The following is a 23,694-nucleotide window of genomic DNA, read 5'->3' on the forward strand; positions in this document are numbered from 1 at the left end:
CCCTGAGCATCAGCTCGCCAATGCTTATTAAGCGCCAGCAATAGCCGGGGAGAAGGTTTTCACCATAAAGATGCTGAGCGGGTCATTGGCATAATTACCAAATGGCCCGGTAAGGCTGAAGCCATGTTTTTTGTATAGCCCGATGGCATCACGCTGATGGATGCCGGTTTCAAGATATATCTCGGTGATCTTCAATGCCTGAACGTGGTCCTCTAGTGAGTGAATGAGTCTGGAGGCCACGCCTTTTCCGCGCCCGTTTGGCGCAACATAGACGCGTTTAATTTCCGCAATTCCGTTTTCGCCCAAATACAAACAAGCGCAGCCCACCGGCTGCCCCTCTGTTTCTGCCAGAAAAGGATAGGTTATTGCGTTCGCCATGACTTCCAGCGGCATACAGTAATCACTGCCACTGGGGTAGAGCGCAGACTGATAATGGTCGAGTTCGGCGACCATCGCTTTCAACCTTGGATCGGTCAATGCAACCGGGAAAATATTCAGGGACATAACAATCACTCCATACTGCGCCAACAATCTACGATTTATAATAATAAAAATCGTTGCAGGCAAGGGCCGGACAGGTTTCAGCGTAACGGATATGAATATCTTTTGTCTTCTAATGACGTCGGTTCGGCACTGATGCAGAATGAGAAAGCAAGAGCCGGAGGGTTGCGTAACCACGGGCAAGATAGGCTATTGTTCAACCCGCCGAAAACCGAAGAGGTTCAGCTATGTCAGCGAAAATCATGCCAGTGGCGACTCTGTCCGGCCAACCCCTCCAGACAGATACCCCATCAGATATTCAGAATGATCCACGCTGGCAGGCGGTAGTAGATTGCAATGCTTCCGCCGATGGCCAGTTTGTTTATGCGGTGAAAACCACCGGCATTTACTGCGCGCCATCGTGTGCATCCCGGCAGCCCAACCCTAAAAATGTGATGTTTTTTGCCGATGCCGGGGCGGCAGAACAGGCGGGTTTTCGTCCCTGTAAGCGCTGCCGTCAGGGGCTGATTTCGCTGGCGCAACATCATACTCGACAAGTTGAACAAGCCTGCCGCCTGATTGAGCAATCAGAACGTATCATTACGCTCAATGATCTTGCCGCCGCGGTAGGTATCAGCCCTTATCATTTCCATCGTTTATTCAAAGCCCAAACCGGGGTCACGCCGAAAGAGTACGCGCTGGCGTTGCGCATCCGTCGTATGCGTGAAATCTTGCGAGAAAATGTGCCGGTCACCGAGGCGATTTACCAGTCAGGCTATGGTTCGGACGGGCGATTTTACGAAAATACTACCGTTGCGCTGGGTATGACGCCAAAAGCCTTCAGGTCGGGCGGTCGTGGCATTGAGGTGTGGTTTGCTGTCGGGGAATGCTCTTTAGGTAGCATTTTAGTGGCCGAAAGTTCGCGGGGGATCTGTGCCATTTTGTTAGGCGATGACCCGCAACAACTGGTTCAGCAGTTGCAGGACAGTTTTCACCATGCCGTTTTACAGGGCGCCGACCCGGATTTTGAACAGCGAATGGCGACCATCATCGGTTTCGTCGATGCGCCACAAAAAGGGTTGAGTCTGTCTTTGGACATTCGCGGCACCGCTTTTCAGCAGCGTGTCTGGCAGGCACTGCGTGAAATTCCACTCGGCACTACGGCCAGTTATTCGCAGATTGCGCAGAAAATTGGGGCATCGAAATCGGTTCGTGCAGTAGCAGGTGCCTGCGCCGCCAACCTTCTGGCCGTGGCTATTCCATGCCATCGGGTGGTAAAAAACGATGGGAAGATTTCGGGGTATCGCTGGGGTGTCGAACGCAAACGGGCGTTACTGGCGCAAGAGAAAGACGCAGAAAATAAATAACGACTCTGCACTATCGGGAAAGCTCATGGCTGGCGTTATACTGGCGGAATGACTTCCCAGAAGTGAAAGTTAACCCATTAAATTTAAGGATATTTCCTGTGACTACGCTGACCATCAGAGATGCCAAACCCTCTGACGCCGCTAAACTGGCCCGTTTGCACGTGGCTGTCTGGCGTGATACCTACCGAAAACTGGCCCCGGCCGACGCCTTTGCGGCGCTGGACGAAGCCCGCCGTTTGGCGTTCTGGCAGGATAAGTTTGCGCATCCGGCAGAGAAACAGCATGTACTGCTGGCTGAAATTAACGGTGAATTAGCCGGATTTACGCTGGCTTCAGCGTCTGGAAATGTTGAGTTTGGTGCACTGGCCGAAATAAAACTGTTGTATGTCGACACTCAGTTTGCGCGTCAGGGAATTGGGCGCTGTTTGCTAACCGAGATAGCCCAGCGACTGAAAAATAGCGGTTTTACCGGCGTGGGTCTGGGCGTCGTTGACGAAAATTCTCCGGCGATCGCCTTCTATACTGCTTTGGGTGGCAAAGAGGCCGGACGTTATACCGATTCCGGCCCACTCTGGCTTTCCAAAAATATTATTTACGCCTGGGATGACATCGACCAACTGCTGTCTACGTCGCTAAAACCGCAGCGCCGCTAATACTCTGCTTACTCTCTGAAGGCCTCCAGACGCTGCTTCTGCTGGCCTTCGGCATCAAAATTCTCCGCACTTAGCCACTGTTCGAATGCCGGTTTGCGCTGTGGCCATTCGTTATCCAGCATGGAATACCAGCAGGTATCACGGTTGTGGCCTTTGTTAACGATCACCTGACGGAATTTCCCCTCGAACTGAAAGCCGAATCTTTTCGCCGCCGCATTGGACGCTGCGTTCATGAAGTGGCACTTCCATTCGCAGCGGCGGTACTGCAAATCATCAAACAGGTATTTCAAGAGCAGGAAGATAGCCTCAGTTCCATAGCTCGAGCGTTTCATCAGCGGCGACCAGTTCACCCAACCAATTTCAGCCACGCCGTTGACCGGATCAATGCGCATCAGCGCGACGCTGCCAATTGCGCGCTGGGTCGTGTTATCGACAACGGCAAAAAACAGCGGATCCTGACTTGCCGCATTGCGGGTGATCAACGCATCACACTCTGCCTGCGTGGCCGGACGTTCGGAGGAAAAATAGGTCCAGTCACGGTTGTCATCGATGCTGTGCCAGGCTGAGAACAGAGCCTCACTGTGAAGCGCGGTATCCAGCGGTTCAAGCCTGCAAAAACGGCCATTGAGCTGAAGAGAGTGCGGCCGTTCGCGTGGTTTCCAGTCGGGCAGAGCTTCACCAAGAGGTTGACCAAAGTGATTGAGCGTTGTCATGTCTGTTTCCGTTTCCATTTCGCCAGTGAATAGTCTCTATAAAATCAGAAGCCTGACAACGCTGCAACCAAAGTATGCTGATCTTAAGGTAACGCCTGCCTGCGGTGCTGAAGATACTGATTCTCTCTCAACGCCCTGTGGGGCAGCATTACACGGCACGATGTATAATATGCGCAGATCGTTAGCCGAAATAATGCTAACCGGCTGGCTCTGGCTGATGGCAACAAATGCAGAGTTTGTTGCCATCAGGATCGCGAAAGTAAGCGCCAAAATAGTGTTCATGATAATGCGGACGCAGCCCTGGGGGGCCTTCACAGGTAGCACCATGTTTCAGCGCAGCCTGATAAATACGTTCAACCTGTGCGCGGTTTTCGGCAAGGAACGCCACCATTTGACCGTTTCCGGCTGTGGCAGACTCTCCGTCCATCGGTTTGTTAATAATCAATATCGGACGCAGTATTCCAGGTGTTTGCCAGCCAGCCCAAGCCCGTTCACTGTCGCTGAATTTGAGTTCCAGACCCATAATTCGAGCTATCGCCGAATAAAAAACGCATGCCCGATCAAAATCGTTTACGCCGATGCAAAGATGGGAAAACATTCTGATTCCTCATATAAAAAGGGGGAGTGAGTGGGCCCAGTCCTTAACGCTTCAGTCGGTTCCATGGCATTTTTGCAAGAAAAATCGCCATTCCACACCAGCCACTCAGGCCAGCGAAGAGCAATCCAGCCCCGACAAAGCCAGAGAGTAAAAATAAGTTTTTATCCAGGGTATATCCCAGCACGATACCAACGAGAATCAGCGTTCCTGTGACAATCTGGACTTGTCGCATGATAGGGATCGGCTGTTTTTTATCTTCGAGCGTTGGAAGGTCTGCGTTTTTCCAGGCGTTAATTCCTCCTGCGAGTAACACCACAGAGGAAGCCCGCGCGGCCCTGATGAGAACTTCAGCATTTTGGATAGTGCGCGACCCGGCCTGACAGTGAAAGATAACGGGCTGCTGTACGGATAAACCTCCAATGCTTTTGCCTGCAATTATGTCTGATAGCGGAAAGGAGATAGCGCCAGGCACATGTTCACGCAAAAATTCAGCAGGTTCGCGAATATCAATCATAACGGCTCCATGCTCTATGAGTGCTTTCGCTTCTATAGGCGTAACGGATTTAGGCGTCATTTGAAATCCTCAGGGCAGTAAATGTCTCTTAATGTGCCGATAATTGTTTTAACGGCGACGTTTTTTATGAAGTAGTTCATCTTCTGCCCCTCTCTGGCGCATTCAATCAGCCCTTCATCTTTCATCCTCGCCAGATGCTGAGAGGTTGCTGAAGGGCTTAATCCGGTCAAATGACTAAGGTCGCCTGCGGACGTACCCGGGGAGTCAACCAGCATGCAAAGGATCAAGAGCCGGTTAGCATTACTCATTGATTTAAGAAGCTTTGATGCCAAACTGGCACTTTCTTGCAGCAGGGTTAGTTCGGTGTCTGTCATGAGTTTTTTATTTTAGAGTTTTCTAATTTTAGTAAAATCTAAAATAAATGGTGCAACAATGCAACAAAAAGATTTACAGATTAACTCTTCAGCTCAGTGCGAGAATTTGGCTGCTTTAGGGGATGTTGGGCTTGGTTGAATAAATCAGATTTAGACAAAATAGTCGCCTGAGTGAGTAATATCCCAGGCAACGTTTACATTTTCATGCATACCTGCATCCGCCATCGCACTTAAGACGCGGACCAGGGTCACAGCCTATGTGCTTAGGCTCTATTCTTCCCAACACTCAATCGCGGACTCGCCTTCATAAGCCTTTCTGAACAGCTCAATCACCTGTTCTTTCGTTGCTTTACGGGGGTTGGTAAGTTGACATACATCTTTTTTAGCATTCTCTGCCATAACAGCAAAGTCTTCGGGTTTAACCCCCAGACTTTTCAGATCGTGGGGAATGCCAACTTGTTTACTTAATCTTTGGATAGCTTTGATCGCTTTAATCGCGGCATCATCAGATGAAAGACCGATTATATTTTCCCCCATGGCTTTAGCAATATCCTTAAAGCGATTAAGATTACTCATTAAGTTAAATGATGCAACGTAAGGTAATAGAATTGCATTGCAAACACCATGCGGTAAATTATAAAAACCGCCAAGCTGATGAGCCATCGCATGTACATAACCTAAGGAGGCATTATTAAATGCAATGCCGGCTAAATATTGAGCATAAGCCATGTTACTTCTGGCTTTCATATATTCACCATTAGCAACAGCCTTAGGTAAATACTGAGTGATCATTTCTATTGCTTTTAAAGCTGCGGCATCTGTAAGCGGATTTGCCATGGTTGATACATAGGCTTCGATAGCATGAGTTAATGCATCCATTCCTGTTGCTGCTGTTAATGAAGGCGGCATACCCACCATTAACTCGGGATCATTAATCGAAATTTGTGGTGTGACACGCCAGTCGATGATAGCCATCTTAACTTTACGTTTAGTATCAGTGATTATACAAAAACGAGTAATTTCAGATGCTGTCCCTGCTGTGGTATTAATTGCCATTAATGGGATCATATCGTTAACGGATTTATCAACGCCTTCAAAATCCTTAATATCACCACCGTTAGAGGCCACAAGGCCAATACCTTTGGCACAGTCGTGTGACGATCCGCCACCAAGAGAAACTATCGAGTTGCAACCATTTTCACGGTAGGCTTTAATCCCATCAACAACATTTTTATCTGTAGGGTTTGGCTCTGCACCACTGAAAATATGTGTGCTAATTCCAACCTTTTTATAAATTTCAGAAATTTTTTCCGCCATGCCACTTTGGGCAAGAAAACTATCGGTAACAATTAATATTTTTTCCGCCTTTAATGTCTTCGCTAAATCGCCTGCTTCTCGTACACTACCTTCACCAAAAATATTTCTTGTAGGTAAAAAATAATAAGTTGACATATTGCCCTCTGATTTCAATTGGCGATTTATGTGTTGGCGATAATAAACATAATGATATTTACGAAATATAATATCAATTTAAAAACATGAAAAATTATAACATTCATAATACCTGCACTGACGTTGCAAGCATTGAATGGATAGTATATGAAAACCATATAACATTTGTGCATTGCCTCACAAAAAGTAAGGTTGATCGTGTGAAGGATGAATTGCTCCAGTGATCCAGGCATGTTATCGGTGCTGATAATATTCCTGTTCATATTTTGCCGGTATTTTAGACTGAAGAGAGGCGGGTGGTTTGAAGACTGTCTAAAAACACTTTTGGCAGGAGCAAAACATCGAAGGAAGAGGCGTCAGACGTAAAGCCTGACGCCCTTTGAACGTCAGACAATAAACACTTGAACCATCTGCTTCAGGCTACGAGCCTGCTCGGCAAGAGACTGCGTTGCCGCGGAGGCCTCCTCTACCAGCGAGGCGTTTTGCTGTGTGACACTCTCCATTTGGCTAACCGCCACGTTTACCTGCATGATGCCCTGACTCTGTTCTCCTGATGCCAGCGAAATCTCGCCCATCACGGTCGACACGTCATTGATTGATTGAATAATGTCTTCAATAACCCTGCCGGTATCGTTCGCAACGACAGTGCCCTCTTTGACAAAACCCACTGATTCGTCGATTAGCTGTTTAATCTCTTTGGCTGCCACGGAGCTACGCTGTGCGAGCGTTCGGACCTCACCGGCTACCACGGCAAAGCCACGGCCTTGCTCACCAGCCCGCGCGGCTTCTACCGCTGCGTTAAGCGCAAGAATATTGGTCTGAAAAGCAATGCTTTCAATAACCTTTATAATTTCGGCCACTTTCGTCGAACTCCCGGAGATGCTGCCCATCATGGAAATCATTTTTTTGACTGAGCTGCCTCCCTGATCTGTTTTCTGCGACGTCAGTCTGGCACTTTGGGTCGCCTCAGCCGCGTTTTCAGTGTTGAGTTTCACAGTTGATGTCAGTTGCTCCATGCTGGCTGCCGTTTCCTGCAGTGCAGCTGCCTGTTCTTCGGTTCTTGCCGACAATTCGGTATTGCCCTGAGCGATTTCATCTGACGCGAGTGAAATTGAATCTGCCGTCTGCTTTATCTCACTCACAATATTTCGGAGGCGGTTTTGCATCATACTCAGTGAAAATATGAGGCTGCCGGTGTCTTTTTCCGAAAGAGTGATGTTTTGGCTCAGATCTCCTGATGCAATAATGGCCGTTATTGACTGGGCAAGTGCCGGCTCACCACCGAGTTGTTTAAGAACGCTTCGGGTGATCAGAAACGCAAGTGCACCGCCGCACAGGATTGAAATAAGGGTTAACAGAATTAATAGATTGAAAACTGTAGAGTAGACTTTCTGTGCATCGGTCCCAGCTTGGGCATTGAGCACGTTTTCAAAATCGGTCAACTTGCTGAGATTGTCCAACCACACTCTTTGCAACGGTCTTGCCTCTTCCAGCAAAACCCTTGCTGCTTCCTGAGGATTATTGCTTTTGCCCAGTTGGGCTGCTTTGGTCAGTGAAGGCATCGCTGCAATTTCATTTTTTTCTATTAACGCCATAAGCTGAACTTCTGTTTCCGTCGTTGTCGGCTCCTGGTCGAATAGTTTTTTAAGCATTTCCTTGTTTTTACTGTAGATTTCAGACTGCGCCACGAACCTTGCCCACTCTGTATTTAGGTCGTTCTGATTAGTGATCAATGCCAGGTTCCTGACAGCAATAGCCCGATCCCGCACGGTGGACGTCATGGTGACGACAAACTGGGTTTCATTCTGATTTACGTTGACGATCACATGGAGTTGGTCTTGCAGTTTTCCCAAACCGTACAGGCCTGCAGAAGCGGTGATCAACAGCAAAATAATCATTGCTGTAAAACCGGTAATAAGTCGTGTTGATAATTTCATCGTTGCAGGCTCATTTCAGTTGTTTGAACTTTGAGTATCGGCCGCGAAAAACTAATGATTAATTATTTATGACAATCACGGCTGCAAAGATATATTTTGCATAAGCGTTATGCCCGGATCCTGATAGCGACTCAAAATTCGATTTATTCAACCAACTCGCAAAACTGATTGCCTCAAACCCTCCTCTGCTGATATTTACCTTAAATTCATTCTCTTGTTATTTTACAATGAGTTAGTTGTGGCTATTGTGTGGGTTGATTTTTGAGCTTTGCCGTACTGATCACAATTCAAACAATATTGAGTTGTTTTTAACCAATCCCTTGAACATGATGCTTTCTCGACGCAGCAACATATCAAAGGGATCGAAATGGAACAGCTATTCATCGGAATTGATGTTGGATCGGCCAGTGTTCGGGCAGGTATTTATACCGCCGAAGGGGTGCGCCTGGCGTTCTCCATTCGCCCTATTTTTCAATTTCACTCCGGCGAAAATTTTGTTGAGCAATCCTCTGCGGATATCTGGCAACAGGTATGTGTCACCGTCCGTGAGGCCGTCATCCTGGCAAAAGTTGATGCGGCGCAAATAGCGTCTATTGGTTTCGATGCTACCTGTTCACTCGTGGCTGTGGGCAAACGGGGGGAGCCAATTTCAGTTGCCCATTCGGACCAGGCTGAGCATGACATTATCATGTGGATGGATCATCGTGCCGGGCAGGAAACACAGCGCATCAATGCCACCCAAGACCCGGCATTACAGTATGTCGGAGGCCGCGTTAGCATCGAGATGCAGTTGCCGAAAATTCTCTGGTTAAAGACTCATTATCCTGAGCGTTATCAGACGGTATGGCGCTTTTTCGATTTAGCCGATTACCTGGTCTGGCGAGCCAGCGGTGCGGATGCTGCCAGTATCTGTACTCTCACCTGTAAATGGAACTATCTGGCCCACGAAGCGCGTTTTAGCCATAGCCTGCTTGACGCGATTAATCTGACTGAGGTCACTGAAAAAATCCCGCCTCGTATCGTCAATATCGGCGAGTCTGTCGGACATTTACAAACTGATGTGGCGCAGCAGTTGGGGCTCAGCACCGCAGTCGTGATTGCCAGTGGCATGATTGATGCTCACGCCGGTGGGCTGGCATTAGTTGCTGAACAGCCGCAAGGTAATTTGGCGCTGATAAGTGGCACCTCCAATTGTCATATGATCATAAGCCAGGATGCTAAATATGTGCCCGGCGTGTGGGGTCCCTACTACGGGGCGATGTATCCAGGTTGGTGGCTAAATGAGGGCGGGCAAAGTGCTGCCGGGGCATTGGTGGAATGGACGCTACACCAAAGCGAGCACTGGGATGCGCTAAATGATGACGCGACTGCACGGGGATGTAGTCCCTACACCTTGCTCAATGAGCGAGTGGCTCACCTGGAAAAAGAAGAACCTTACCCTACACAACAGCTGCATGTGCTGGGCGATCACCATGGCAACCGTTCCCCACGAGCTGATGCGACATTAAAAGGCATGGTGGCGGGATTAACCCTGGAAAGTAGCCCTTTGCAACTCACACGTCTTTACCTCGCCACCTTGCAGGCCATTGCTTACGGCACCCGACATATCATCGACACGATGGAAGCTAACGGACAAAAGGTTGTAACCCTGACGCTGTGTGGTGGCGCCAGCAAAAATCCTCTTTGGCTGCGGGAATATGCCAACGCAACAGGTCGCAAAATTCACCTGGTTGCGGAAGAAGATGCCGTCACCCTTGGTGCAGCACTAACCGGTGCCGTGGCCTGCGGTGCTTTTATCAATCTCTCCGTCGCCGCACAACACATGGTCCGACCGGATCGCACCATTGAACCCAATAACACGCACCGGGCCTTCCACGACGCGAAATACCAGGTGTATCTGCAGATGTATCAGGATCAGCAGCAGTACCAGTCGCTGATGAATTCCTGCCTCACCTTGAATGACTGACAAAAAAGGAAAGCTGACGTGATTACACAAACACTACCTGCCGCACCCAAAAAAATAACGGCAGAGAAAAATGAAATCTTGATGATCACCAATGCGGACTTACGTGAGTCTGCCAACCTGGCCTGTTGGCCGGTACAACAAAAGTATGAAGAAAAACTTCAGTACGCACTGGGTAGCCTGGGTTACAAACTAAAACGCGCCCACGATGTTGATAATGAACGCGGCCATGGTTTTATTTGCAGCCAACGGCAGGGCAGCGATCTGTTTGCACAAATTGATGAAAACGCGCCGCTCATCGTACTGCTCACCGCGTGGCAATATTCGCACCATGTGGCGCCGTCACTAGTACACCATAAAGGGCCGATTCTGTTACTGGCAAACTTCGACGGCACCTGGCCTGGTTTGGTGGGCATGCTGTGTCTGGCGGGGTCGTTAACCAGTCTGGGTAAAACGTATTCACGCTTGTGGTCAGAGAACTTTGATGATGAGTTGTTTATCGATGGTTTGAAAACCTGGCTGCGTTACGGTTCACTACAACACTCGCTGGAGTACCTGCATTCAGTCCCTGCAACCCATCCTGTAATGGCAACCGAAGCGGGCCAACTGGGTCGCAATGTGGGCGAGTTTGTTCTGCATAACAAAGAAATTATTGGCCTGTTTGATACTTTCTGCATGGGGATGATTAACGGTGTTTTCCCGCAGCAGGCGATGGTGAACATTGGTATGCCTATTGAGTCACTTTCCCAGTCAGCGCTGTTAGTGGAAATGGCGAAAATACCTGATTCTCTGCGTGAGGAGTGCCTGCAATGGTATATCGATCAGGGTGTGGATTTCCGTTTCGGCAAAGATGATAAAACCGAACTCACCCGTGAGCAGGTGAAAGAACAATGCGCCATGATGATTGCGATGGCGAGATTTGTGCAGCGTTTTGGTTTGTCTGCGGTGGGTGTGCAATATCAGCAAGGTTTGAAAGAAAGCTGTGCGGCATCTGACTTTGCCGAAGGGGCCATCGGCTCCAGCACTCGTTTTCCTATTCCGGATGAGCGCGGCAATATTATTTGTGAAGGTCAGCCTATTCCTTGCATTAACGAAGTGGATATGGGAACGGCTATTCCGCAAACCATGCTGTGGCGTTTATTAACCTCATTCTCTTTGCCTGCAGAAACGACTCTCCACGATATTCGCTGGGGCAGTGAATACGAAGGCACCTTCTACTGGGATTTTGAAATTTCAGGTGCAGTGCCTTTCGAGCATCTTAAAGGCGGCATCGCCGGTGCTATCGGCTATCGCCAACCTCCTATGTACTTCCCTTATGGTGGCTCAACCATCTGCGGGCAAGGTAAAGCCGGTCGCTTTATCTGGGCCCGTGCCCATTACGAAGGATGCGATGTGATTATGCACATCGGAACCGGACACGCCGTGGAGTTACCGGAGGCTGAGTTTGAACGCCGTCATCAGGCAACGTGCCCTGAATGGCCGCTGTTGAATGCCACCCTTGATGGCGTTGGGCGGGATGAGTTAATGGCGGGTCATCAGAGTAATCATCTGACGATTGCCTATGTTGACGAAGCGCTATTACACACCGTGACTCAGGCGTTCGTGGCTCAGGCTTTGACTCAGGGTATTCGGGTCAAGGTGGCAGGCGATGCCATTAATTTGCTGCAATAGGGAATCATCATGAATTTGACAAAATATACCGGTGTATGGCCGGTGATGTTAACGCCCTTCACCCAACAAAAAGAGATTGACTGGGCGTCGCTTGAGCGACTGATTGACTGGTATCTTGCTGCGGGCGTACATGGCTTATTTGCCGACTGTCAGTCCAGTGAAATGTTCTTCCTCAGTGATGATGAATCCCGTCAACTGGTGCGTTTCATTATTGAGCGCGTCGACGGCCGCGTACCGGTAGTCGCGTCCGGTCATACCGCCAATGCATTCCATCATCAACGCGAGCAGTTGGTGAAGATGTCGGAAACCGGTGTGGACGGGGTGATCCTCATTAGTAACCGGCTGGCACTTGCCGGGGAAAGTGACGAACTGGCTCTGGAAGCGTTGCAGCGGCTGATCGCCGATGTGCCGGTAAATGTCGATCTCGGGATCTATGAATGTCCTTTCCCGTACAAACGTCTGCTGTCTGACAATATCGTCGCATGGTGTGCTCAAAGCGATCGCTTCACCTTCATTAAGGATACCAGCTGTAGCTTGCCCATCATTGAGCGGCGATTGGCATTAAGCAAGGGCAGTCGGCTCCATCTGGCGAATGCAAACAGTCAGACACTGCTGGCGTCATTGCAGGCAGGCTGTAAAGCCTACAGTGGTGTGATGGCTAACTTCCACCCTGAATTGTATGTCTGGCTGTATGAAAACTGGCAAACGGAACCAGAAAAAGCGCAGCGTCTTGCTGACTATCTTTCCACTTCTGCACTGGCGGAAAACCTGGATTATCCGGTTTGCGCCAAAGCATTCCAGCAACAGATTGGGAATTTTTCCAGCATGACCTGTCGGGTTCGCGACAGCCAAAATTACGCCGGTACATTCTTCCCACAGGCTATCGACAGCATGATCCGCCTGGGAGAAAACATACAGGAACAACTGGACATTCGGAGATAAGTTGATGGGCTTCACACAACTGAAACGCCAGATGCTATTTGCAGAGGAACAACAGGATTTCCGGCAATGCCACGCTTCTACCTTGGTTATATTACCCGGAGAAAAAAACCTGCTGGTCGCGTACTTCGCCGGTGAGAAAGAGGGGGGGGGCGACACGGCAATTTGGCTTTCGCGCTGTGAATCCGGGGTCTGGCAACCCGCTCGTAAAATAATGTGTGAAGCAGAGGTGGCTCACTGGAACCCGGTTCTGCATTACCAGCATCAACGTTTATGGTTGTTTTACAAAGTGGGCAGCGATGTCCACAGCTGGACCACTCGCGTCACGGTTTCTGATGACCACGGCCAGAGTTGGCGCATTCCCCGGCCTCTAGTGACCGGCGATCGGCAACCACGCGGTCCGGTGAAAAACAAAATACTGGTGATGAGTAATGGCGAATGGATCGCGCCTGGATCGAAAGAGGACGCACGCTATTGGGATGCTTTTACCGATATCTCTGCGGACGAGGGATTAACCTGGCAGCAAGTGGAGATCCCCATCAAGCACTGTGTACCTGAAGTAACGGATGAAAAGGCTCTGTGGCAAGGGCTAAAAGAGGATGCACTGTGGGAATGCGATCTGCAGCAAGTTATGCAATGGGATGGTGTCATCCAGCCTACGTTATGGGAGTCAACATCAGGATGCATTCATGCGCTTATGCGCAGCACCCGAGGGTCTGTGTATCGCGCCGATTCCCAGGATTATGGTCGCAGCTGGTGCCAGGCTTATGCGACAGCGCTACCCAATAACAACAGTGGTCTTGATATGGTGCGCATGGATAACGGTGATCTGATTCTGGCCTGTAACCCCGTCGCCGGAAACTGGGGACGGCGTTATCCCATCGCGCTACAGCATTCCGAAGATAACGGCGAAAGCTGGTCAAAACCCTGGATTCTCGAACACGGCGAGGGGGAGTTTTCTTACCCTGCTATCGTACAGAAAGAGGGCGTAATTCACCTGACCTGGACGTGGAACCGCAAGAACATCATTTATCAAAACATTACCTACAATAACTAAAATAATGGAGTACCTGATGAAAAAGAACCTGCTTTGTGCCCTATTCATGATGCTTCCGTTTGCCTCCGTACAGGCGGAACAAATGTTAACCTATCCAAAGAAAAATATTGAAGTGGTGATCCCGAAAAATCCTGGTGGTGGTACGGACACATCAGCCCGAACGATAATTGAATTCGCGCGGGATAAAATGCCGAAAGGCACAATGATGATCCCGGTGAATAAACCGGCGGGCAACGGTATAACGGGGCTGCTGGAAGTGGCTAAAGCGCGCCCGGATGGCTACAAACTGGTAATGACGACCGTTGAACTGGCTATGTTCCCGCATGAGGGAAAATCACCGGTGACCTACAAAGACTTTACCCCCATTGCGACGACCATTGCTGACCCGGTATCTTTAGTGGTTAATGCAAAATCGCCATATAACACATTGCAAGAGTTTATTGACGCGGCTAAAAAAGAGCCTGGAAAACTCAAAGTCGGCAACTCCGGTAATGGCGCAATTTATTATTTTGCTGCCGTGAATATTGAGAAAATTACAGGGACTAAATTTAATAATATTCCTTATAACGAAGGGACTGGCCCATCCATCGCTGCATTAGTGGGTGAACATATTGATGCTGTACTGACGACGCCGGGTTCCGTAAAATCTCAGGTGGATGCGGGAATATTAAAAGTCCTCGGCGTAATGGATGATAAAAGATTTCCTCTGTTCCCGAATGTGCCAACATTTAAAGAAGCTCTGAATCTTAATATTAACGTAAAAATGCGTGCCTGGGCCGTGTTGGCAACCACTGCAAAAGTGAGTGACGACGTGAAGCAGCAGCTGGTGGATGCCTTCTCTGAAGTTGTGAAAACCCCTGCATACCAGGAAGCATTGAAAAAACAAGGTATTATGCCAGCCGTGATCACCGGTAATGACGCTTATACCATGATGAAAGAAGATGATGAAATGTACGGTAAATTAATTGCCGAAGACGTGAAAAAATAATATCAGCGCTTCCTGACACACTACTGACTGTGGCCGGGAAGCGTCGACTTGACTTATCGGGATGGCATTATGTGTAAGCAGAATAACGTTGTCGGTGCTGTTTCAATCATATTTGGGATCGCTATTATTTTTTTCTCCCGCAACATGGATATGTTTGACCACGCCGGGATACCGGGAGACCGTTTTTGGCCATTTTGCCTGGCATGGCTTCTTATTGGTCTTGGCATATTGCAATGGATTGATGTTTATAAAAAAAGAGCAGCCAGTGATGCTGCCGTTGATCTTTCTTCTCCCGCCGTGCGCAAGGTTTATCTGGTAACGGGGATCATGGCTGTTTATGCCGTTGCATTATGTTATGCCGGCTTTATTGCTTCATCGCTGATTCTTATTCCTGTCATTATGCGCATTATGGGTGAGAAACGGCCCGTTTTCATTTTCATCGCGTCAGTCCTTATTGTCGCCTGCATTTATGTTGCCTTTACTGTTGTATTTAATTCGCCCCTGCCGGAATCGATTTTTTCCGAATGAGTTAATAAGGGAATCACAATGACCGATATTTTAAATGCCCTGTTGCTTGTATTCAGTTTTGAAACCACCGGCATGATATTATTAGGTGTTCTGGCGGGGATAATTATTGGTGCGTTACCCGGCCTGACGGTTAATATGGGGATCGCTCTTCTACTGCCCCTGACGTATTCCTTTCAGGGAATGACCGGCATATTGATGCTGCTGGGAGTTTATTGTGGCGCAGTCTACGGCGGATCTATTACCGCCATTCTGATAAGCACACCAGGAACGCCGGCTTCTGCCGCGACAGTACTGGATGGTTACCCAATGGCAAAACGTGGAGAAGCGGGACGTGCCCTGGGTTTATCCACTGCTGCCTCAATGTTTGGCGGTGTATTCAGTACTATCGCGTTGATACTCATCGCTCCTTTACTGGCAAAAGTCGCGACCGGTTTTTCTTCGGCCGAATATTTCGCGCTGGCAGTTTTCGGTATCAGTATTATTACCAGCGTCTCCTCTCAGTCCGTGATTAAAGGATTAATGGGTGGGGCACTGGGTCTGTTTATTGCCACCATTGGTCTTGATCCCATGTCCAGTGGCATGCGTTTTACCTTTGACTCCGTGTATCTGATGGGCGGTATCTCATTTATTCCGGTTCTTGTCGGCTTATTCGCGTTCTCACAGGGGCTCATGAGTCTTGAAGAAGACCACCGCGAACGGATATCCGGCGTGGTGCATAAAATACAGAGCAAGATCCATCGCATCCTGCCAACGTTGAAAGATTTAAAACGCGTATTACCTACCTATATTCGCTCATCGGTGATCGGCACAGCCATTGGCGCTATACCGGGTACCGGCGGTGACATTGCGTCATTTATTGCCTACAACGAAGCCAAACGTTGGTCGAAACATCCTGAAGAATTTGGTCACGGCTCACCGGAAGGCGTTTCTGCTCCTGAGGCCGGAGCGAATGCCGTCGCGGGTGGCGCAATGGTACCGTTGATGACCCTGGGGATCCCCGGTGACGGCGCAACAGCCATTATTATGGGGGCATTTATGGTTCAGGGGCTTGCGCTGGGACCGCAACTTTTCACCGATCATCCGGTGGAAGTTAATGCCATATTTATCGGGCTGTTCGCCGCCAATATTTTCATGGGCATTATGGGTTTTCTCGGTATGCGACTGTTTGCAAAAGTGATGAATGTGCCGCGCCGTGTTCTGGTACCGATCATTTTCGCACTCTGCTCCGTCGGTGCTTACTCAGTTAATCATGATATGACTGACGTATTTGTGATGATGGGTTCTGGGATAGTGGCTTACATCATGATTAAGCTAGATTTTTCCATGTCGCCCATTGTTATTGGTATTATTCTCGGGCCGATGGCGGAATCGAATTTCCGTCGTGCGCTGGTGATTTCAGAAGGAGATCCCTCCATTTTCCTGACTCGCCCGGTGTGCGCTATTTTTCTGGGCATCGCTCTGGTGACACTCTTGTTACCTATTATCGGCCCACGTCTCAAGGCATTATGGCGTAAACAGCCAGGCTAAACATTAGTAACCCGGGCCGACCCAGCAGCAATGGCCCGGCTATTTCACCTAAAAGGAATGCATGACGATGGCAAAAACAGTTGATGAAATCGCAAAGGATTTGGGGGTTTCAATCACAACGGTACGCGCGGTGCTCAATGGCAACGCGGGTAAATATCGTATTAGCCTGGCAACGCAAGAAAAAATAAATCAATACGTTAAGCAGCACAGCTATACCATTAATCTCACCGCCCGCAGCTTGAAACTGAACAAAAGCAACATCTTCGGTTTGGTGATCCCCAGACTGTCAAACCCGTTCTTCTCTGCGCTGGCCGAACAACTGGAGGCGTCGTGCCGTGAGTTAGGTTATCAGTTGATGATTAGCTGCTCTAATGGGGATGCTCATTATGAAAACTTGCTGGTGAAGTCGCTGGAAGAACGCAACGTCGATGGTATTTTTATCGCCGCTACCGAAGCGGCGTGTCAGGCTCATCATTTAAAACATCGTAAAAAAGCGCTGGTGTTTCTGGACCGTGATTTTGCTATTAAAAATGCAACCTGCGTGACCACTGACAACAGTGATAGCGGGTATCGGCTTACCCGAGCAATGTTGGAATATACCTCTAAATCAATATATTTTTTTGTGGCAGATCCTTCCTCGCCAACGATAATCGATCGCCTCAGTGGCTTTCATAGAGCGATGGCAGAGCAGGGTATTACAGTACCTGATACGGACATTACTTATGCAGAACATAACCGTATCAGCGATGGTGCAAGTTTGATGGCGCAATTTATCGATCGCCACCAATGCTGGCCGCAGAATTTTATCGCATCCTCGTTGCCGGTATTACAAGGCGCGTTAAGCGTCTTGCGTGAACGTTACGGTTATATTCCAAACGATATAAATATTGGCACATTCGATGATAATATTATGCTGAGTTTTTTGGCCAATAATATCTGGTCAATGCGCCAGAATGAGAAACAACTTGTCGAGAAAGCCTGTCAGTTGATGATAGGTAAGTTGGAAGGTTCAGTATCCAAAAGTAGCGCGACAGCAAAAGCGGAACTGATCTTTCGACAGAGAAAATCAGGCTGACATTGAATGACACTTACGTTTTCTTACAAAGTGAGATGAATGTGATCAAGATCAAATCTTTCGAATTATAATTCTTTAGTCTTATCAAGCATCACCTTATGCGATATGGACTATGAAAATGAAAGTTTTTTTTGTAATGACACCTCCAGCTAGGCGCAGATATGGCGTTGCTCTCTTTGTCGGAATCATTGCTGGTATAATGTCAGCCTTTGTTAAATGGGGAGCAGAAGTTCCGTTGCCACCTCGTACCTTCTCAGGCGGACGTGATGCATTTAATCCCCCGTTCCTGTTCCTCAGAGATTATTTAGGTATTGATCCGACCCAAACGGTATACCAATTCTCTGAACATATAATAAACCCTGTGCATATTACTCATATCATTTTCTCCCTTGTCTTTGCGGTAGGCTACTGTGTAGTCGCTGAAGTTTTTCCAAAGGTAAAGTTATGGCAAGGGGCGATGGCGGGTATTATTGCTACTGTTGCAGTGCACTGGATTAGTTTCCCGCTACTGGGACTGAGCCCGCAATTATCAGGAATACCCTTTGATGAGTATTTATCTGAGTTAGTGGGGCACATTTTCTGGTTCTGGGCGATCGAGATGATTCGACGTGACTTAAGAAACAGAATAACGCATGAGCCTGATGCGGAAGTTCCTCTGAATGCCACTTTCCGATAAATCTCGAATGAACATAAAAACCCGCGAATGCGGGTTTTTATTTTTGCATACAGGATCGGCGTATCTTCTACGTATCCTTTTCTGCCTCATGAAGTTTTGCTGAATAAATCGAACTTTTGTCCTCCATCCGGATCAGATCACCACATATCCTGATGATATCGCGGTATCCCGTGGCAAAAAAATCCAAAATCACCCACCAGGACAGCCTACAATAAGGCGTTCATCCATCCTGACACTCTGGGTTTGATGAGTCGGCCAGCCCAAGACGTCTTCACTGGGGCGTCCGCAACATCATTTTAAGCGGATTATTTCCACTGTATTGATGCTAAAACGCGTATTCCTCCTGCCGCTGCGGGCCACTCAGTGACTTATTGATTCCATTTTATGTTAATAAAAATTCTACGTACGGCGAAATTTCCCATAAAGCCGAACATGTCAGCATGACGGCTAAAACTGATCTAAGGTACCCACTTTGCGAACAGACAGACTCCGTAAAGAAATACGGTTATGGCAATGGTGGCCATAACCTGCCGGATAAGTCTTAGCTCTACATTGTATTTATAAGCCCACTGATCTGTTTGTATTAGTGTTAGCTACCCGATCTCTAAATAAGAATAAGCTTAGTTTACGAAATGATTACAAATGCATGGCGGTATGATTTTAAAATCTTTTGAGGGTTAATAAAAACTCCACTTGCTAATTTTTAAAGTGTTTCTGTAAGATAGAATTTAAAGGTGGATTAACCATCAATAAGAGTAACCAAGGTACTTAATTCGTTAAGCAATGCTAATGAATTTTAGACGCAGCAGAGAAATAAAGGTTTGTTATGAAAAAAAATGTTAACGATGACTCCGTATGCGGATTTTGCACTAGTAAATTAAAAAAAGATCCTGCTAAATGTTTCAATTGTGGCGCTGAAATGACGAGAGGGTATATTAATAGTCGGACGAGAACTTTAATTTTATACTTGCGATTTTTTTTGATTTTAATTTCTGCATTCTTAATGATATTAATTTATCAGAATCAGAATTTTATTAAATTATCTATTTTTTTAGATCCACTATTAATATTGATATCTTGGTTTTCACCTTGGATTTTCTTTAAATTAAAAAACAGAAACAATCATGTGTGGAGATTGAAAAATATGCGTTAGTAGATAATAAAGTACTGTTGAAAAAGGGATCTGATTTGAGTCATCTTCTTTCCAGGAGAATTCAGAGGTCGGAAAATTTATTCAGCAGACGTACTTTTCTCTGAAAATGTCCGTAATACCAGAGCGAAGCCCGATTTTTACGCAATGCCCGGATTGTTTCTATCCCTTTTGTCGTCGTATACACCGTCTTAAGGGATTTAAAATCCGACATCTGGATTGGCTATTCTCTACAGCTTTCCCCGATCGTATTCAATGACATTGAAGAGGTGGCCATGCGCCGCTCCTTCAATCAAAGCAATCATCCCCCGCTATTTGCAACCGTGCCTCACTACCCGCCCATAAGCGATCGAATGAGATCGGCATCTGTGTCCATTGTCGGATTAGAGACAATCATGCCAAGATCGGGACGGCCATCCACAGCAAATCCCGAATACTCCAGCGTTATGATTCCAAGCGCCGGATGGCGCAGGCGCTTGGTACCCTCGCCATGCAGGCGCACGTCACTATTGCGCCAGAGTGATGCGAACTCAGGGCTACGCGCGCAAGACTGCTCAATCGGCCTATATCGGCGAGGGCCAAAACTGTTGGTCGGCCACGCATGTCAGCGATACAGTGCTTCTATTCCGGTTGGCTCTCGAAAAGCATGCAGCGGGTTCGCGCTACCACGCGACCGCCGAGCGCGATCACGTTCCGCGCTATTGCTGAAGTCATTGGCCGAAGGCTCGACGAGCCAGCGAATAAAGCCGATGTGCAGTTTGGCTGGCTGAATATGTTCGCGAGCAAGGATATGTCTGCCTCGAACGCGATCACGCAGCAAAAGATCGGGTGGCATCCGACTGGCACAGGGCTGCTCAATGATATCGCTCAGCGCTGGGGGAGTCTGAATTCATCTTCTAACTTAATGATTTATAAATCTTAAAACTTGATTCAACTTTTGCTTTGGGCCTAAAGCAATTTATGAGGGAATATCGCTACATTTTTATCAAAGGTTATCCTTCTTGTTTTGATGCCTCCAACTTGTTGAATGCTATAAGTTTCGGGAGGTATAAATGCTTATACTCATGGCCGAAGCATCAAACCTGTAGCTCGACGTGCCTGCAGGATATTGACGTAGGTAATTAACGGTGGTTGTTCCGTGAACGAAAAACCACTGCGATCAATGCGTAGCAGACCATAGCGCTCGACCACAAAATTCACGGCATCTTTCAGCGAGATACCGGACTCGATATGTTCCTGAATAACCGACTCATAGTGGAACGGGGTGTCATTAAGCGTCAGGCCGTAATGGCGCTCAAACAGGTACGTCAGGAGTTGTTTCCAGACGACCACGGGTGACAGGCAGGGTTGAGCCTCCCGTGTCGGGGATACGGGTAAAGTTTGCATAGTTATTATCTCGTAGTGTGAAAGGAAAAGGACAGTGAAGACGTTGAGGTAACCTAAGGATAAATGGGGGGGTTATCGGGCTCATGCTGCTGATACTCCTGCCAGAGCAGAAGCCTGGTCATGCCTTTACGTTTGAGTTTATGGTGACAGGCGACGAAGTCAGCGGGCCGCTTGAGTAAGGCGGGATGGCGCCCGGCATACAGCTGGTTTTCCAGCTGGCTATCGGTCACACCGTCGAGTAAGGGCCATACCAGGTCGCTGCCCTTAAACCGGGTGACAATTTCGGAGATAGTGCCACAGTCGACGTTCAGACAGGCGGCGATGCTGCGATTAGGCAGATGACAATCAAACTTGAAGCGTAAAACGTCTTTAATTTTGCTCACGGATGTTCTCTGCTTCGGCATGGGCCGGGCCGGCCCTCACGGGAGATGGAACTGTGAGGATAGTTGACCCATTGATTTATCGACAGAAAACGCGGGATTCCGGATTCAAGATCACCGATAACGGATTAAAGATCACGGATTTCGGCAAATGGCCGGATTTGATCGGATAAAACCGTATTCAGTGATCGGTTAAGACTGAAATGGATGATCGGTTGAAACCGTAATCCGTGGTCGGATTGGGCCGAAACATGCCTCAGACCACGCATGATTAGAGAAATAACCCCATTTAGACCTTCCATCTGAACGGTAGGAGGCCCACCATGTCAGGATGATGGTAACGAGTCGTTGCGTTCAAGATTGTGAGTGCCATTGCCTTGGGGTTCTGAACACCCGGCAGCGTTTTTTCATCCAGCCCCGCGGCAAGAATGTGCTCCACCTGTGCCGCCAACAGCACCGCGTGGTCATCGAGGATTTCGGGGGTTTCCTGGACGATTTTCACGGCCGCTGACAGCAACTCTGCATCGTCGACGACTTTGCGCTGCTTGATGACGGCTAAGGTTCTTAGCCATTCCACCAAGCGCTCATCGGCAGGTGCATCCTTTATGGCAATAGCATTGGTTGCATCGGAAACACGATGGAGCCAACGATGGATCACCGCTGCACGAAGCGCAGCCTTACTAGAAAAATGTCGATAGATGTTGCCATGGCTCATCTTCATCAAACGTGCCACATCGACCACATTCAACTTATCAAGCCCGTGGCGTCGCAGAAGGAATTCGGCAGTATCGAGTATTCGAGCGTGCATCTCGTCTGCATCCGAAATGCTTGGACTCTTTACCTTGCTTACGCCATGAACATCTGCGTCACGGTGTATCGTCATTAATGCACCATAAAACGTTCGCCGTGGACTGCATCTTGCGGTACTGCTTCCTCGATTGCTGCCAGCGCGTCAGCGGACAGTTGAATCGGAGAGGCTAGCGCTTCGCGCAGCCTTAGACTTCAATCGATTCAGAGATCTCTAACGCATCATCGACTTCAATGCCCAGATAACGGACTGTGCTTTCCAGTTTCTTATGGCCCAACAGAAGTTGGATCACCCGAAGATTCTTAGTTTTCTTGTAGATCAGGTAAGGTTTTGTTCTTCTCATGGAATGTGTGCTGTAAAGCGAATCTTCGAGACCAAGCTTTGCTACCCACCCATGAAAAATTCGGTTGTATTGCCGGGTTGATATGTGCTGGTTAGTACTAACCCGAGACCGGAACAAGAAGTCTTTACTGTGCAAATTGCCAAGCTTTATCAATGCAGCAACAGCTTCTCTTGTCCCTTTGGTTATCTCAAATTGCACAGGGTTACCGGTTTTCTGTTGCAACACCGTAGCTCTGCTTGAAACAGAGCTACCATATGCAACATCAGATACTTTTAGTTTGACCAGATCACAGCCTCGTAGCTTGCTGTCCAAGGCCATATTGAATAGAGCCAAATCGCGCGTTTTACCTTCCAGTTCAAGCCTGATTCGGATCCCCCAGATATGAGATATCTGAAGTGGTCTTTTTTGGCCGATGATACGGTCTTTGTTCCACGGTGACGTGTTCATACTCAAATCTCCTGCAATGTGGGAGATTTGAGTATGGTTGTCCCTCATGAGCGAACAGCAGACATTCACTGATGGCGACTGAATATTTTGTCACATTAAACTAAACGTATTTGTTGCGAAACATGATTGATATACCTATAAAATTCATGAACCTATATAAAAATGAGGACACTATGGATATTTCAATCAGAAAATTATTGCCGCTTGAATGGGATCTTGCTTACAGTCTTATTTCACAACTAAGGAATATTTCCAAAGAGAAATTTATTGAAAGCGTCAGAATTCAGACATTAAACGGTTATGAACTTGTTGGCGCATTTGGTGATGAGAAAATGCTTGGTTTGATAGGCTTCCGTCCCGTTCATACCCTCGCTAGAGGATCACATCTCCATATAGATGATTTGGTTGTTGATGAGGCATCAAGAAGCACAGGGATAGGAAAAAAACTGCTGGATTTTGCCTCCCTTGAATCAGAAAGCAGGGGCATGAACTTCGTGTTCCTTGATGCCAGAAAAAAAGCGATTTCATTTTATGAAAGAAATGGTTTTGTCGCTCACTCATCGCCATCAATGAAAAAGCCACTCAGATAAAACTAGAATGACTGCTTAAGGCCAGCTACCTCGCCCATTTAACATTAGAGTTCATGCGCAACTTCCGGATTTGGCACC

General features: G+C 47.9%; 25 protein-coding genes. 13 read left to right on the forward strand and 12 right to left on the reverse strand.

The features are described 5' to 3' along the window. Positions 1 to 27 precede the first annotated feature (27 nt). On the reverse strand, positions 28 to 504 hold the full coding sequence (locus ACMV8I_RS20075) for a GNAT family N-acetyltransferase (RefSeq protein WP_498866951.1): 477 nt from the start codon (positions 502 to 504) through the stop codon (positions 28 to 30). A 224-nt stretch (positions 505 to 728) separates the two neighbouring features. Between ACMV8I_RS20075 and ada the strand changes: the two genes are divergently transcribed. Together ada and ACMV8I_RS20085 are read left to right on the forward strand one after the other, a co-directional pair. Further along, the gene (gene ada, locus ACMV8I_RS20080; protein ID WP_498866952.1) at positions 729 to 1,847 is read left to right on the forward strand and encodes a bifunctional DNA-binding transcriptional regulator/O6-methylguanine-DNA methyltransferase Ada; all 1,119 of its coding nucleotides are present in this window, start codon (positions 729 to 731) and stop codon (positions 1,845 to 1,847) included. Between the two features lie 98 nt (positions 1,848 to 1,945). After that, positions 1,946 to 2,500 (forward strand): GNAT family N-acetyltransferase, encoded by a 555-nt coding sequence (locus ACMV8I_RS20085; protein ID WP_498866953.1) that lies wholly within the window; start codon positions 1,946 to 1,948, stop codon positions 2,498 to 2,500. Between the two features lie 8 nt (positions 2,501 to 2,508). Here the strand turns inward: ACMV8I_RS20085 and ACMV8I_RS20090 are convergent, their stop codons facing one another. The 6 genes from ACMV8I_RS20090 to ACMV8I_RS20115 all read right to left on the reverse strand — a co-directional run bounded on the left by ACMV8I_RS20090 (position 2,509) and on the right by ACMV8I_RS20115 (position 8,088). Beyond that, positions 2,509 to 3,213: a GNAT family N-acetyltransferase gene (locus ACMV8I_RS20090; RefSeq protein WP_498866954.1), complete on the reverse strand. Its 705-nt coding sequence runs from the start codon at positions 3,211 to 3,213 to the stop codon at positions 2,509 to 2,511. A gap of 196 nt (positions 3,214 to 3,409) precedes the next feature. Next, entirely contained in the window at positions 3,410 to 3,811 is a 402-nt protein-coding gene (locus ACMV8I_RS20095; RefSeq protein ID WP_498866955.1) for a VOC family protein, read from the reverse strand. A 43-nt stretch (positions 3,812 to 3,854) separates the two neighbouring features. Then, on the reverse strand, positions 3,855 to 4,385 hold the full coding sequence (locus ACMV8I_RS20100; RefSeq protein ID WP_498866956.1) for a rhodanese family protein: 531 nt from the start codon (positions 4,383 to 4,385) through the stop codon (positions 3,855 to 3,857). Then, complete coding sequence (locus ACMV8I_RS20105) at positions 4,382 to 4,699, reverse strand: ArsR/SmtB family transcription factor (protein ID WP_498866957.1); 318 nt, start codon at positions 4,697 to 4,699, stop codon at positions 4,382 to 4,384. Before ACMV8I_RS20105 ends, ACMV8I_RS20100 begins: the two co-directional genes overlap by 4 nt. Before the next feature lie 270 nt (positions 4,700 to 4,969). Further along, positions 4,970 to 6,151 carry an iron-containing alcohol dehydrogenase gene (locus ACMV8I_RS20110; protein WP_498866958.1) on the reverse strand — a complete coding sequence of 394 codons (1,182 nt, stop codon included), beginning with the start codon at positions 6,149 to 6,151 and terminating at the stop codon, positions 4,970 to 4,972. 386 nt (positions 6,152 to 6,537) lie between these two features. Then, positions 6,538 to 8,088, reverse strand: a complete 1,551-nt coding sequence (locus tag ACMV8I_RS20115; RefSeq protein ID WP_498866959.1) for a methyl-accepting chemotaxis protein — start codon at positions 8,086 to 8,088, stop codon at positions 6,538 to 6,540. Between the two features lie 367 nt (positions 8,089 to 8,455). On the opposite strand from ACMV8I_RS20115, the gene ACMV8I_RS20120 reads away from it, so the two are divergent. From ACMV8I_RS20120 to ACMV8I_RS20160, 9 genes are all read left to right on the forward strand, one after another. After that, the gene (locus tag ACMV8I_RS20120) at positions 8,456 to 10,054 is read left to right on the forward strand and encodes an FGGY-family carbohydrate kinase (protein ID WP_498866960.1); all 1,599 of its coding nucleotides are present in this window, start codon (positions 8,456 to 8,458) and stop codon (positions 10,052 to 10,054) included. Between the two features lie 18 nt (positions 10,055 to 10,072). Further along, complete coding sequence (locus tag ACMV8I_RS20125; protein ID WP_498866961.1) at positions 10,073 to 11,722, forward strand: signal transduction protein; 1,650 nt, start codon at positions 10,073 to 10,075, stop codon at positions 11,720 to 11,722. Positions 11,723 to 11,731: 9 nt separating this feature from the next. Beyond that, positions 11,732 to 12,664: a dihydrodipicolinate synthase family protein gene (locus ACMV8I_RS20130; RefSeq protein ID WP_498866962.1), complete on the forward strand. Its 933-nt coding sequence runs from the start codon at positions 11,732 to 11,734 to the stop codon at positions 12,662 to 12,664. Positions 12,665 to 12,668: 4 nt separating this feature from the next. After that, positions 12,669 to 13,718 (forward strand): sialidase family protein, encoded by a 1,050-nt coding sequence (locus ACMV8I_RS20135; RefSeq protein WP_498866963.1) that lies wholly within the window; start codon positions 12,669 to 12,671, stop codon positions 13,716 to 13,718. Positions 13,719 to 13,734: 16 nt separating this feature from the next. Beyond that, a complete protein-coding gene (locus ACMV8I_RS20140) occupies positions 13,735 to 14,706 on the forward strand; it encodes a tripartite tricarboxylate transporter substrate binding protein (RefSeq protein WP_498866964.1) in 972 nt (323 codons plus the stop codon). 69 nt (positions 14,707 to 14,775) lie between these two features. Then, positions 14,776 to 15,234, forward strand: coding sequence for a tripartite tricarboxylate transporter TctB family protein (locus ACMV8I_RS20145; RefSeq protein WP_498866965.1), 459 nt, complete (start codon positions 14,776 to 14,778; stop codon positions 15,232 to 15,234). A gap of 18 nt (positions 15,235 to 15,252) precedes the next feature. Next, complete coding sequence (locus ACMV8I_RS20150) at positions 15,253 to 16,761, forward strand: tripartite tricarboxylate transporter permease (protein WP_498866966.1); 1,509 nt, start codon at positions 15,253 to 15,255, stop codon at positions 16,759 to 16,761. 67 nt (positions 16,762 to 16,828) lie between these two features. Then, positions 16,829 to 17,836, forward strand: a complete 1,008-nt coding sequence (locus ACMV8I_RS20155) for a LacI family DNA-binding transcriptional regulator (RefSeq protein WP_498866967.1) — start codon at positions 16,829 to 16,831, stop codon at positions 17,834 to 17,836. A gap of 112 nt (positions 17,837 to 17,948) precedes the next feature. Beyond that, complete coding sequence (locus tag ACMV8I_RS20160; protein WP_498866968.1) at positions 17,949 to 18,512, forward strand: YagU family protein; 564 nt, start codon at positions 17,949 to 17,951, stop codon at positions 18,510 to 18,512. Positions 18,513 to 19,993: 1,481 nt separating this feature from the next. Here the strand turns inward: ACMV8I_RS20160 and ACMV8I_RS20165 are convergent. Further along, a complete protein-coding gene (locus ACMV8I_RS20165; protein WP_498866981.1) occupies positions 19,994 to 20,221 on the reverse strand; it encodes an MmyB family transcriptional regulator in 228 nt (75 codons plus the stop codon). Positions 20,222 to 20,263: 42 nt separating this feature from the next. On the opposite strand from ACMV8I_RS20165, the gene ACMV8I_RS20170 reads away from it, so the two are divergent. Beyond that, positions 20,264 to 20,584: a hypothetical protein gene (locus tag ACMV8I_RS20170; protein WP_498866969.1), complete on the forward strand. Its 321-nt coding sequence runs from the start codon at positions 20,264 to 20,266 to the stop codon at positions 20,582 to 20,584. Positions 20,585 to 20,724: 140 nt separating this feature from the next. Here ACMV8I_RS20170 and ACMV8I_RS20175 read toward each other — a convergent pair whose 3' ends face one another. The 4 genes from ACMV8I_RS20175 to ACMV8I_RS20190 all read right to left on the reverse strand — a co-directional run bounded on the left by ACMV8I_RS20175 (position 20,725) and on the right by ACMV8I_RS20190 (position 23,026). Continuing rightward, on the reverse strand, positions 20,725 to 21,048 hold the full coding sequence (locus ACMV8I_RS20175; RefSeq protein WP_498866970.1) for a TA system toxin CbtA family protein: 324 nt from the start codon (positions 21,046 to 21,048) through the stop codon (positions 20,725 to 20,727). A gap of 53 nt (positions 21,049 to 21,101) precedes the next feature. Next, positions 21,102 to 21,431, reverse strand: coding sequence for a hypothetical protein (locus ACMV8I_RS20180; protein WP_498866971.1), 330 nt, complete (start codon positions 21,429 to 21,431; stop codon positions 21,102 to 21,104). A gap of 286 nt (positions 21,432 to 21,717) precedes the next feature. Next, positions 21,718 to 22,311 (reverse strand): TetR/AcrR family transcriptional regulator, encoded by a 594-nt coding sequence (locus ACMV8I_RS20185; protein WP_498866972.1) that lies wholly within the window; start codon positions 22,309 to 22,311, stop codon positions 21,718 to 21,720. Between the two features lie 112 nt (positions 22,312 to 22,423). Continuing rightward, a complete protein-coding gene (locus ACMV8I_RS20190) occupies positions 22,424 to 23,026 on the reverse strand; it encodes a site-specific integrase (protein ID WP_498866973.1) in 603 nt (200 codons plus the stop codon). 173 nt (positions 23,027 to 23,199) lie between these two features. Here ACMV8I_RS20190 and ACMV8I_RS20195 point away from each other — a divergent pair, with 173 nt between their 5' ends. Further along, a complete protein-coding gene (locus ACMV8I_RS20195) occupies positions 23,200 to 23,616 on the forward strand; it encodes a GNAT family N-acetyltransferase (RefSeq protein ID WP_498866974.1) in 417 nt (138 codons plus the stop codon). Positions 23,617 to 23,694 lie beyond the last annotated feature (78 nt).

The sequence above is a fragment of the Ewingella sp. S1.OA.A_B6 genome (assembly GCF_049889095.1).
Lineage (GTDB): Bacteria > Pseudomonadota > Gammaproteobacteria > Enterobacterales > Enterobacteriaceae > Ewingella.

What these genes read in the sequence shown, in the direction of transcription:
- ACMV8I_RS20075 (WP_498866951.1), bottom strand. Translation starts at nt 504, where the DNA reads ATGTCCCTGAATATTTTCCCGGTTGCATTGACCGATCCAAGGTTGAAA.
- ada (WP_498866952.1), top strand. Translation starts at nt 729, where the DNA reads ATGTCAGCGAAAATCATGCCAGTGGCGACTCTGTCCGGCCAACCCCTC.
- ACMV8I_RS20090 (WP_498866954.1), bottom strand. Translation starts at nt 3,213, where the DNA reads ATGACAACGCTCAATCACTTTGGTCAACCTCTTGGTGAAGCTCTGCCC.
- ACMV8I_RS20095 (WP_498866955.1), bottom strand. Translation starts at nt 3,811, where the DNA reads ATGTTTTCCCATCTTTGCATCGGCGTAAACGATTTTGATCGGGCATGC.
- ACMV8I_RS20100 (WP_498866956.1), bottom strand. Translation starts at nt 4,385, where the DNA reads ATGACGCCTAAATCCGTTACGCCTATAGAAGCGAAAGCACTCATAGAG.
- ACMV8I_RS20105 (WP_498866957.1), bottom strand. Translation starts at nt 4,699, where the DNA reads ATGACAGACACCGAACTAACCCTGCTGCAAGAAAGTGCCAGTTTGGCA.
- ACMV8I_RS20110 (WP_498866958.1), bottom strand. Translation starts at nt 6,151, where the DNA reads ATGTCAACTTATTATTTTTTACCTACAAGAAATATTTTTGGTGAAGGT.
- ACMV8I_RS20115 (WP_498866959.1), bottom strand. Translation starts at nt 8,088, where the DNA reads ATGAAATTATCAACACGACTTATTACCGGTTTTACAGCAATGATTATT.
- ACMV8I_RS20120 (WP_498866960.1), top strand. Translation starts at nt 8,456, where the DNA reads ATGGAACAGCTATTCATCGGAATTGATGTTGGATCGGCCAGTGTTCGG.
- ACMV8I_RS20130 (WP_498866962.1), top strand. Translation starts at nt 11,732, where the DNA reads ATGAATTTGACAAAATATACCGGTGTATGGCCGGTGATGTTAACGCCC.
- ACMV8I_RS20135 (WP_498866963.1), top strand. Translation starts at nt 12,669, where the DNA reads ATGGGCTTCACACAACTGAAACGCCAGATGCTATTTGCAGAGGAACAA.
- ACMV8I_RS20140 (WP_498866964.1), top strand. Translation starts at nt 13,735, where the DNA reads ATGAAAAAGAACCTGCTTTGTGCCCTATTCATGATGCTTCCGTTTGCC.
- ACMV8I_RS20145 (WP_498866965.1), top strand. Translation starts at nt 14,776, where the DNA reads ATGTGTAAGCAGAATAACGTTGTCGGTGCTGTTTCAATCATATTTGGG.
- ACMV8I_RS20150 (WP_498866966.1), top strand. Translation starts at nt 15,253, where the DNA reads ATGACCGATATTTTAAATGCCCTGTTGCTTGTATTCAGTTTTGAAACC.
- ACMV8I_RS20155 (WP_498866967.1), top strand. Translation starts at nt 16,829, where the DNA reads ATGGCAAAAACAGTTGATGAAATCGCAAAGGATTTGGGGGTTTCAATC.
- ACMV8I_RS20160 (WP_498866968.1), top strand. Translation starts at nt 17,949, where the DNA reads ATGAAAATGAAAGTTTTTTTTGTAATGACACCTCCAGCTAGGCGCAGA.
- ACMV8I_RS20170 (WP_498866969.1), top strand. Translation starts at nt 20,264, where the DNA reads ATGTCAGCGATACAGTGCTTCTATTCCGGTTGGCTCTCGAAAAGCATG.
- ACMV8I_RS20175 (WP_498866970.1), bottom strand. Translation starts at nt 21,048, where the DNA reads ATGCAAACTTTACCCGTATCCCCGACACGGGAGGCTCAACCCTGCCTG.
- ACMV8I_RS20185 (WP_498866972.1), bottom strand. Translation starts at nt 22,311, where the DNA reads ATGACGATACACCGTGACGCAGATGTTCATGGCGTAAGCAAGGTAAAG.
- ACMV8I_RS20190 (WP_498866973.1), bottom strand. Translation starts at nt 23,026, where the DNA reads ATGAACACGTCACCGTGGAACAAAGACCGTATCATCGGCCAAAAAAGA.
- ACMV8I_RS20195 (WP_498866974.1), top strand. Translation starts at nt 23,200, where the DNA reads ATGGATATTTCAATCAGAAAATTATTGCCGCTTGAATGGGATCTTGCT.